The 10,000-nt window shown below is 46.7% G+C and carries 8 protein-coding genes; 4 read left to right on the top strand and 4 right to left on the bottom strand.

What is annotated here, in order from left to right; all coding sequences use genetic code 11:
• The coding region (locus LDL40_RS01950) for a ketopantoate reductase family protein (protein ID WP_300993215.1) at window positions 1-810 on the top strand (810 nt) is incomplete at its 5' end.
• Here the strand turns inward: LDL40_RS01950 and thiI are convergent.
• The 3 genes from thiI to pomA form a co-directional block, all read right to left on the bottom strand.
• The gene (gene thiI / locus LDL40_RS01945) at window positions 792-2,252 is read right to left on the bottom strand and encodes a tRNA uracil 4-sulfurtransferase ThiI (RefSeq protein ID WP_300993217.1); all 1,461 of its coding nucleotides are present in this window, start codon (window positions 2,250-2,252) and stop codon (window positions 792-794) included. The two genes, LDL40_RS01950 and thiI, sit on opposite strands and share 19 nt — an antisense overlap.
• Window positions 2,253-2,317: 65 nt before the next feature.
• Window positions 2,318-3,277 (bottom strand): flagellar motor protein MotB, encoded by a 960-nt coding sequence (locus tag LDL40_RS01940; RefSeq protein WP_300993213.1) that lies wholly within the window; start codon window positions 3,275-3,277, stop codon window positions 2,318-2,320.
• Window positions 3,278-3,285: 8 nt separating this feature from the next.
• Window positions 3,286-4,059, bottom strand: a complete 774-nt coding sequence (gene pomA / locus LDL40_RS01935) for a flagellar motor protein PomA (protein ID WP_300993211.1) — start codon at window positions 4,057-4,059, stop codon at window positions 3,286-3,288.
• A 209-nt stretch (window positions 4,060-4,268) separates the two neighbouring features.
• On the opposite strand from pomA, the gene LDL40_RS01930 reads away from it, so the two are divergent.
• From LDL40_RS01930 to dxs, 3 genes are read left to right on the top strand one after another with little or no spacing between them, the layout of a single operon-like run.
• Window positions 4,269-4,514, top strand: coding sequence for an exodeoxyribonuclease VII small subunit (locus tag LDL40_RS01930; RefSeq protein WP_300993209.1), 246 nt, complete (start codon window positions 4,269-4,271; stop codon window positions 4,512-4,514).
• A 1-nt stretch (window position 4,515) separates the two neighbouring features.
• Window positions 4,516-5,403 carry a (2E,6E)-farnesyl diphosphate synthase gene (ispA, locus tag LDL40_RS01925; protein ID WP_300993207.1) on the top strand — a complete coding sequence of 296 codons (888 nt, stop codon included), beginning with the start codon at window positions 4,516-4,518 and terminating at the stop codon, window positions 5,401-5,403.
• 13 nt (window positions 5,404-5,416) lie between these two features.
• Window positions 5,417-7,282: a 1-deoxy-D-xylulose-5-phosphate synthase gene (dxs, locus tag LDL40_RS01920; RefSeq protein ID WP_300993205.1), complete on the top strand. Its 1,866-nt coding sequence runs from the start codon at window positions 5,417-5,419 to the stop codon at window positions 7,280-7,282.
• 143 nt (window positions 7,283-7,425) lie between these two features.
• On the opposite strand, the gene LDL40_RS01915 is transcribed toward dxs, so the two are convergent.
• On the bottom strand, window positions 7,426-10,000 hold a 2,575-nt coding region (locus tag LDL40_RS01915), incomplete at its 5' end, for a ligand-binding sensor domain-containing diguanylate cyclase (RefSeq protein WP_300993203.1).

Genomic DNA, 10,000 nt, shown 5'->3' with positions numbered 1-10,000 from the left:
CCTCTGCAGTTACATCGCCGTCACTCTGGCGCTTTTGAATTTTCATTTCAATCAAGCCATAACCAGCACCTTATTTCGTTACCCGCTCAACTTGAGTTGCCCTACTCTTATCTGCTGATACCAGTCAAAGCATACGCGGTGCTGGATGCGGTTCAGCAGCTATTGCCGCAGCTGGCCGATGATGCACAGTTGGTACTAAGCCACAACGGCATGGGAACTGTCGAACTACTTTTACCTTTGCTTAAACCTGCACAAGGGCTTTGGTTTTTAACTACTAGTCATGGTGCTTTTAAAGCAGATGAAAACACTGTGATCCACAGTGGCCAAGGGCAATCGGTGTTGGGTGCACTGAATCAGGCTGCCTTGTTGCAAAAGCAAAAAGTAGAACAGGCGATGCAGGTTGCTTTGGGGCCACTTGAGATCATGACAGATATATTGCCGGCACTCTGGCAAAAATTGGCTGTAAATGCGGTGATCAATCCGCTGACAGCTTTGCATCAATGTAAAAATGGCGAATTGAGTTTACCTGAATACGCTGCAGCTATAGAGCTGCTGATTAAAGAATTTGTATTGGTTGCACAAGCGTCAGGCTATAACTTTAGCTTCGACGCTATACAAAGCAGAGTAGCTCAGGTTATCCACCAGACTGCTGAAAATTATTCCTCTATGCAACAGGACTTTGCCAAAGGACGACGCAGCGAGCTTGAATACATCACAGGATTTTTACTCAGGCAGGCAGAGCAGCACCAACTGTCCCTACCCGCACATCAGGCGCTATATCAGCTTTTACTTCACAAATCGCCGCGATAGACCCCTACATTGCTATGACCCTGCTCAGCCAGCAATAAAGCCTGCAAACGGCTCATCACGCCGCGTTCGCAATACAGATAATACTGTTGATTTTGGTCGAGCTGAGCAAACTGACTGGCCAGTTTGTAGAACGGCATAGGTAGAACCTTGTGGCTGACTCCAGCTAAAGGCTTCAGGTCTACTTCATCCGGCGCCCTTATATCTAAAATAACGGCATCCGAAGCCATAACACTCTCATCCAGCACTGTGCTTATTTTTTGCTCAGCCTGATACTCAACAGTGCGGATATCCAGTACATTGGCATCCAAAGCCAGTTTTTCTAACGCCACTAAATCAAGTTGTTGCTCAGCGAGCAAGACTTTGTGCAAGTCTGCGTTAATAGTGGGTTTATTGGAAATGACACCACAGTATTCGGGCATAGTTTTAGCCATGTCTTCAGCTCCAATTTTTCGAGCCAAATCAATGATTTCCTGCTTATCCTGATAAATAAGCGGCCGCAGCACCAGCGTATCTGTTGCTTTGTCTATCACGCTTAAATTAGCTATGGTCTGGCTCGCCACCTGGCCCACGCTTTCTCCTGTTACTATCGCCTGTACGCCTATACGCTCAGCCACTATAGCCGCAGCACGCATCATTTGGCGCTTCAGCACAACGCCCATCAGGCCGTTGTCGACTTTCTCCAGAATTTCCTCTACTACAGGCGCAAAATCCACACTGATAAATTTGACCTTGTGCGACAAACTGAATTTTTGCCACAAGTAAAACGCCATTTGACGTACGCCGGTCTCATGGGCCGCACCGCCTAAGTTAAAAAACAGGTAGTGGGTACGCAGACCTTTACGGATCATCAGATAGCTGGCAACAGCAGAATCAAAACCACCAGAGATAAGGGACAATACGTCAGTTTGGCTTGGCAATGGAAAACCACCCATACCATCAAACACCTGGCTGACTATAATCAACTGGTCACGCTTAATTTCTACTCTTACCACTTCATCAGGATTTTTCAGCTGAACACGGGCAGATGGGATCTGTTGATTTAACCCCCCCCCTATGTAACGTTCCGCTTCAAGCGAACTAAATTCATGATCACCAGTGCGTTTCACCCGGACACAGAAGGTTTTTCCGGCAAGTCTGGGGGCAAATACTGCTTTGACTTGTTCAAAAATATCATGCAGTGAAGTGTAAGTACCGGACTGCATTTCCATAAACTGCACTATGCCTGGGATACAGGCCAAGTGGTCTATCATCTGCTGGCGCAATTTAGAACTGTTGGATTCCAGCTGCACCAATAGATGGTCGTAATTGTTTTTAATGGCAACAGATGGATCTAACCGCAACAGGATAGTTTTCAGATTTTGCTCTAAAAGCATGGTCTGACGTTTCCGGACTGATTTACTTTTAATCGATATTTCCGGGTGCAGTTTGACTAAAAATTCCATCACAAAGAGCTCACTAAAAAATAAAGGCGCGAATTATAGCGCGCCTTGATGCAACAGTTTAGCTTTTATTGCTGCTGAGGCTGCGGCTTTGCTGTGCCCTGAGCCGCAGGTTCCAGACTAATAGGCTCAGATTCTTTTGCTTTACCCTGCATAATAGAAATCTCAACCCTGCGATTTCGTCTTCTGTTGCTTTCGGTATCGTTGGGTACTAAAGGTCTGGTTTCAGCATGGCCTACTACAACTAAGCGATTTTTATCAAAGCCAGGCGCTTTGAGCATCTCAGAAGCAACAGATACTGCACGCTGTGCCGACAAGTCCCAGTTATTGCTATGCAGCTCGTCTGAGACTTGCTCACCATCTGTATGGCCCGACACTGTCACTTCGCCTGGCACATCCTTCAGTAAGGCACCAATGTTCTGAATAATAGGTTTAAATTTTGGCTGTAAAAATGAAGAACCGGACGGAAAAGAGCCATTCTCCCTGATACGGATAATAATTTGCTGACCTAAAGATTCCAGCTCAATAGCGCCGTCCATAATTTGCTTTTCCAGCTGTTCAGCAATCTTTTTCACCAACTCGTTGGTTTGTTCCTGTACTTCAGCTGAAGCGGCAACAGTATCCATTGGCTCTTCTTCTGTACTGGTCGACTGACCACCTGTCTTATCTTCACGTTGCTCTTGCCTGCCACCGGCTTCGTCTTCTTTACCAGCCTGGAAATTCAACATTTGCTGTGTCATTTCCACCGTCTGTTGCTGAATGGTGTCTATAGGCGTTGGATCGGGGCGGCCAGGGCGGAACTCCATAGCAATGACACTGGTACCTTTCGGAATGTCTTTCACTTCAATTTTGTTTTGCACACCAAAAGCATACTGCATGGAACCTGCAATTTGCTTAAATTTCAGTACATCCATCTCGGAAAATGACAGCAAGAGCACAAAAAAGCACATCAACAACGCCATCAGGTCAGCAAAAGTCCCCATGTAGGCTGGTAAGCCTGGTGGTGGACACTTTGGACACTTTGCCATATCAACTCCTACTCCGCTGCCGGAGCTGCAGGCTCGCGTTTTTTAGCAGCTAGGTAATTGCGCAAAATGCCTTCGATCACTTTCGGATTTTGCCCATCCTGTATGCCCATAATGGCATCCAGAATAAGCTCGTTATTGGTTTTTTCTTCTTCATTACGCACAGCCATTTTTTCCGACAATGGCAAAAATATGCAGTTCGCCTGAATTGCACCGTACATAGTAGTCAATAAGGCAACCGCCATAGCCGGACCTATGGCTTTTGGGTCAGACATGTTGGATAACATAGCTACTAGCCCAATCAGGGTTCCAATCATCCCCATGGCAGGGCCTAAATCCCCCAGTTGCTTAAATACGTTAATAGCGACATTATGCCGGCTGTAGGTTAACTCAATGTCTTTTTCCAAGGTGCCCCGCACTACGTCTGCATCGTGACCATCGACCAACATATTGATGCCTTTTTGCATAAATGCATTTGGAATTTCAGCTTCTTCCAAGGCTAAGAAACCACCTTTGCGCGCTGCGTCAGCCAATTGTACTGCTTTTTCGATCAGTTCTTCGGCAGACTCAATTTTAAACATAAAGGCTTTGCCCACTGCTTTCATTGAGTCCGCCAACTGGGTGAAAGTGAACTTCATCACTACAGCAGTGATACTACCGCCAAAGACAATAACGATGGAGACGAAGTCGTAAAACATGCCCAAGTTGCCGCTGGAGCTCAAAAACATAGCCCAAACCATCATCCCCATGACAGAGACTAACCCTATGACTGTTGCTAAATCCACTACATATCTCCCGGAGAACTGAATGCAAATCTTTGGTTTTGTACCGGCTCAAAGCTGGTTTTATCTTAGCTTATAGTGAGTTATCGGCAAAAGTATGGGATAGTTAACTATAAATTAATGCATCAGACAAATTTATCCTTTCCCAACGCGGTCCTGATTGCTCATAATAGCGCGCTGGGCTTGGTCAGACCCCATTATCAGGCGAAAATATGACAAAAAAGAAAACAGATTTCAGCCACTTTGAGCAAAGCATTGCAGAGCTGGAACAGATAGTACAGCAACTGGAGCAAGGTGAGCTTAGCCTTGACCAGGCATTACAACAATTTGAACGTGGTATAGAGCTCTCCCGTACCAGTCAGCAGCAGTTACAGGCTGCACAACAAAAAGTTCAGTTATTAGTCCAGAATGCCGGTCAAGACCATCTGGAACCTTTTGTAGCAACCGAAGGTGAATGATTTGACGTTAGATTCTTTGACCTCTTACCAGCAAAGGCTGGAACAGGTACTGCAACAGCAATTAGAAAAAAAGCCCTTAACTGATCCACGTCTGCAACAGGCGATGGCTTATAGTTTGTTGCTGGGCGGCAAACGCATGCGGCCTTTTTTAGTTTATAGTTGCGGCCAGATGTTAGGTGCCTCTTTAGCAGATTTGGATGGCCCTGCCGCCGCCATTGAGGCCTTACATACCTACTCATTAATCCATGACGACTTGCCTGCCATGGACAATGACGATTTACGCCGCGGTAAAGCCACTTGTCATAAAGCTTTTGATGAAGCTAGCGCTATTCTGGCTGGTGATGCATTGCAGACCTTCGCCTTTGAACTGTTAAGTAGCCATAACTACCAGCAGGTTGCGCCGCAACGTATTTTGTCTATGGTGCAACAACTTGCGTTACATGCAGGCTATAACGGTATGTGCGGTGGCCAGGCTATAGATTTAGCTCACACTAACCAAAAAATGTCGGTGGATGCACTGGAGCAAATGCATCAGTTAAAAACCGGCGCGTTGATTGAGTGTTCTGTACGTTTTGCTTATCTGGCCAGTCCAGTGGATAATGCAGCACATTTAGACGCGTTAGTGCGCTATAGCAGAGCCATAGGATTAGCCTTTCAGGTACAGGATGATATTCTGGATATTGAAGGCGACACCCAGGTGCTGGGCAAAACAGCAGGTTCAGACCAAAAAGCCAATAAAGCCACCTATCCGGCTTTATTAGGGCTGGATCAGGCCAAGCAGAAAGCACACTTATTGGTAGAAGAGGCATTAGCCGCTTTACGCGAACTTCCTTATGCAACAGACGAACTGGTGGCGTTGGCCCGGTACGTTATTGCGCGACAGTTTTAACACAGGCATTCTCATGACCATGAATAGTCTCGACTTCCCGCTGCTGAGCAAGGCCAACTTGCCAGCCGAATTACGTCAGTTGCCGCAGGACGAACTTCCAGCTCTGAGTGATGAATTAAGGGCATTTTTATTAAAAACCGTTAGTCAAAGCAGTGGCCATTTTGCCTCAGGTCTGGGCACTATCGAGCTGACAGTCGCATTGCATTATGTCTACAACACGCCTTTTGATCGCTTAATTTGGGATGTGGGTCATCAGGCTTATCCGCATAAAATACTGACAGGCCGTCGTGACAGAATGCATAGCATCAGACAAAAAGATGGCTTACATCCTTTTCCCTGGCGCGAAGAAAGTGAATACGACACCTTGAGTGTTGGTCACTCCAGCACCTCAATCAGCGCAGCTTTGGGGATGGCTATCGCCGCCCGGGCTGAGCAGAAAAACCGCAAAGTCGTAGCAGTGATCGGCGACGGCGCTATTACTGCAGGTATGGCGTTTGAAGCGTTGAACCACGCTGGTGAAGTCAAACCCGATATGCTGGTGATTTTAAACGACAACGAAATGTCAATTTCCGAAAATGTTGGTGCTTTAAACCGATATTTTGCGCGCATTTTATCGGGAAACTTTTATACCAGCCTGCGTGAGGGCGGGAAAAAGATATTAAGTGGCGTGCCGCCTTTGCATCAGTTAGCCAGCCGTGCAGAAGAACATTTTAAAGGTATGGTTACACCTGGTACTTTTTTTGAGGAATTAGGCTTTAACTATATAGGACCAATAGATGGTCATGACGTAAAAAGTCTGGTTGATACTATTCGTAACATGCGCAACCTCAAAGGCCCGCAATTACTGCATGTGGTCACAAAAAAAGGCAAAGGTTATCTGCCTGCCGAACAAGATCCTATTGGTTATCATGCGGTCAGCAAATTTGATCCTACAGCCCAGTGCCAGCCAGCTAAAAAAACAGGCAAAGCTACCTTTTCCAATATTTTTGGACAATGGATTTGCGACATGGCAGCAATGGATCCAAAGTTGCAGGGCATTACACCAGCTATGCGTGAAGGTTCAGACTTAGTCCAGTTTTCTAAAAGTTATCCAGATCGTTATTTTGATGTGGCTATCGCTGAGCAGCATGCTGTGACTTTAGCTGCAGGTATGGCTATTGAAGGCTTAAAACCTGTAGTCGCAATCTACTCCAGCTTCCTGCAACGCGGTTATGATCAACTGATCCACGACATAGCTATTCAAAATCTGGACGTGCTTTTTGCAATAGACCGCGCTGGTGTTGTAGGTGCAGATGGCCCGACTCACCAGGGATCGTTTGATCTGAGCTTTATGCGTTGTATTCCCAATATGCTGATTATGGTGCCTTCAGATGAAAACGAATGCCGTCAGATGTTATACACCGGCTACCAACACAAAGGCCCCGCAGCAGTGCGCTACCCAAGGGGCAGCGGAAACGGTGAAACTCCCGCATCAGCAATGACCGAATTCGCTATAGGTAAAGCAGTGGTGCGTCGTCAGGGAGAAAAAGTCGCCTTGCTGGCTTTTGGACCTTTGTTGCAAGCCTGCCACATTGTAGCTGACCAGCTGAATGCCACTTTGGTTGATATGCGTTTTGTGAAACCGCTGGATCAGCACTTGCTCACTGAACTTGCGAAAACTCATAGCCACTTTGTGACTATTGAAGACAACGCATTGATGGGAGGTGCTGGTTCTGCAGTAAACGAATATTGTATCGCTGAACAATTTCCTGTGAGGCTATTGAATATTGGCTTGCCCGATATTTTTATCAAGCATGGTACTCAGGAACAAATCTATGCTGAGCTAGGTTTAGACTGCGTTGGTATTCAGGCCAAAGTAGAAGCTTTTCTCAGCCGCTAAATCTGTTTTGCTGTAAGGGCGGGTTTTGCCCCGCCCTTCTGTGTCTTTCCTATTCAAGCAAGAACTTGCAGGCAACCAAGTTGCAGCGTCAGGACGACGGCTGCTAGCCTAAGGCATTGATGTTGCAGCTTCAAGGACGACGGCTAGGGACGATAGCTTTTTACTTCAAACCATGCCAGCCCATCTGCCAGTAATTTTTCAATCTGCACGTCGATATGCCCCGAATCTTCAAATTCAAAAGCATCCACTTGAGGATCAAAACCTAAAGTAGCGCTGCCATTGCGGCCAGATTGTTTAACCTTACGCAGAGCAATTTCGGATAGCTGCAGTGAGATTTCCCAGGAAATTAACTGACCACCTAACAGCTCCAGCGGAAAACAACTGTAACCAATGGAACAAGTCAAAGACACAGTGCGGCCATCCGGGATCTGAAAACTGGCTGCAGCGACCAGTTGGTTCAGTTGCAAGGCGATATCGCGAACAGAGGCAAACTCAACATCTCTTAGCACCAGCACAAACTGCTCACCGGCATAACGTACTACATAGTCTGCTCCACGGCTTTCACGCAATAACAAACCACTGATCTGCTGTAGTACAGAATCCCCTGCACTATTGCCGTATAAATCATTGACCGATTTAAAATTATCCATATCAAGTTGCAGCAGGGCTATACAACGTCCTTGCTGCAGTAAAGCATCCCTGTTGTGTTGGTACTGTTCAACATCTTTAGGTAATTGCTCAAACAGGAAACGTCTGTTTCTGAGTCCGGTGAGGGTATCTTTGTGAGTAAGCTGCGATAATTGCTCGTTCAATTCATAGAGACGGGCATTGCTGTTTTCCAGTTCCGCAGTACGAAGCCGCACCAGTTTACTCAGCTCCTGTTGTTGCATCACTGCATTACGCCGCCAAAGCCAGGCCAGACCATATAAGGCAAGCACGATCAGCAACGCCCATAGGCCCTTGTATACTATGGTTTCAGTGAAAAGCCGCGGTACAACCAGTTCAAGCTTAAGTTGTTGCTGATCCGTCCACGACTGGCTGCCATAACGCACCTGTACTACAAACTGATAGTGGCCGGGTGGCAAATTGGTATAAATAGCTTCCCGACGTTGACCCACTTGCTGCCATTCCTGATCAAACCCCTTGAGTTGATAACGGAACTCAATGGCGTTGGCTTTAATAAATTCCAGTGCACTGTATCGAATGCTGATATTACGATCGGACGTTTCCAGCACCAACTGATGCTGATCAGGCTGAAGAATGTAAGCCTTTTGCCCCATCACTTCCTGCAGCAAGGGCGTTAAGATTCGATCCGGTGCCGTAGTTAGCTGCAGTGGCACCGCCACCAAACCTTTCAGACTGGGGTACCATAACTGATCCTGCCACTTTGCCACTTTGCTGTGACCTGCTCCGTTACAACAACGCCCTGGTGCAGTACCCAGTTGCCGATCATAAGGTGACAAAACCATCTCAAATTTGAGCTGCTCCGCGGAGCTTTGTTGTGGCTTGAACCTGAATACTCCTTTTAAACTACTGGCCCAAAGGTAGTGGCTATCTTTGTCAAACCACAAGCTGATGACAGGATCTAAAGGTAACCCATTGCTGCTGTCATACTGTTGCCACTGGCCTTGAGCTGACTTGATAAACAAGCCATCATCCAGAGTTGCAACCAATAGTTGCTGGTCAGGTAAAGTCAGAATGCTGGTTATGTAAGCGCCAAACAAAGGGGTTCCGAGCCCGACTCTGTTCAGCTTCTCCTGCTGGTATAAATACAAACCACTGGTTGTCCCAATCAGCAGCTCCTGGTCTTGTTCCTCAATGACAGTTACGAAGCTCGATTCCAAATCACTGTTAAAAGGCGCAGCAACTAAATCTGTGCCATCGTATTGATATAGTCCATTTGCACCACCAATCCATAAGCCAGATGCTGCTCTGGGCTGAACAACGCGGATAGCACTATTAGCCAGTTCTTTAAAAGGCCTGCTGATGCTTTTATCGTCAAAGTTGTACAGTAACAAACCATTGTCTGTTCCAAGCCACAGCAGATTGTTTTTATCGTAGAAATCATAGACAGTACTTTGATGCAGAGACTGGTGATCCACCAGTTCAATAAAAGCTTCATCCTCTGTTAATAAGCCAACATTAGTTTGGGTAGCGACGAGCATGCCATTTAAACGTGGGGAATAACGCAGGCTGCGCACTACGCTATCTTTTTGTCCTTGGCCCAAAACACGCCGCATTTTGCCCGGAGAAGCTCTGTAAAGACCCTCACTGAAACTGGCCATCCAAATATTGTGATCTCTGTCTTCAAAAATGTCACTGAACCAGGGGGAACTGCCAAGTTCTTCAGCACTAATTTGTTGCCACTGCTGACCCGTATGCCGGTGATACAGCTTATTGTATCCTGAGATCCAATCACTTCCGGAATTGTCTCTGAATAGCTTATAGACAGCCGAATTGTCCACACCATCAATGGCACAGCGAACAACACCTTGCTGCTTGTCTAAATGGAAATAACCCGACTCACTGGCAAAATGCAATGTGCCGTTAAACCAGCTTAAGTCATAAAGCGGATGCTGCTGCAGTTCCTCTGGCAGTTCGATTTGCTCAATTTGGCCCTGCGGGCTGAGCTTATACAAATGCCGCGCTGTGCTCACCCACACGGCATCCCCGGCTTGCTCCATCTGCACTACAGGTTCTTTTATACTATTTATCCGG

Origin of the sequence: Rheinheimera sp. (assembly GCF_020217005.1) — a bacterium.
Lineage (GTDB): Bacteria > Pseudomonadota > Gammaproteobacteria > Enterobacterales > Alteromonadaceae > Pararheinheimera.
Note: the sequence above shows the minus strand (reverse complement) of the source record. Positions and strands in the feature narration are given on the sequence as shown.

What these genes read in the sequence shown, in the direction of transcription:
- LDL40_RS01940 (WP_300993213.1), bottom strand. Translation starts at nt 3,277, where the DNA reads ATGGCAAAGTGTCCAAAGTGTCCACCACCAGGCTTACCAGCCTACATG.
- LDL40_RS01930 (WP_300993209.1), top strand. Translation starts at nt 4,269, where the DNA reads ATGACAAAAAAGAAAACAGATTTCAGCCACTTTGAGCAAAGCATTGCA.
- thiI (WP_300993217.1), bottom strand. Translation starts at nt 2,252, where the DNA reads ATGGAATTTTTAGTCAAACTGCACCCGGAAATATCGATTAAAAGTAAA.
- dxs (WP_300993205.1), top strand. Translation starts at nt 5,417, where the DNA reads ATGACCATGAATAGTCTCGACTTCCCGCTGCTGAGCAAGGCCAACTTG.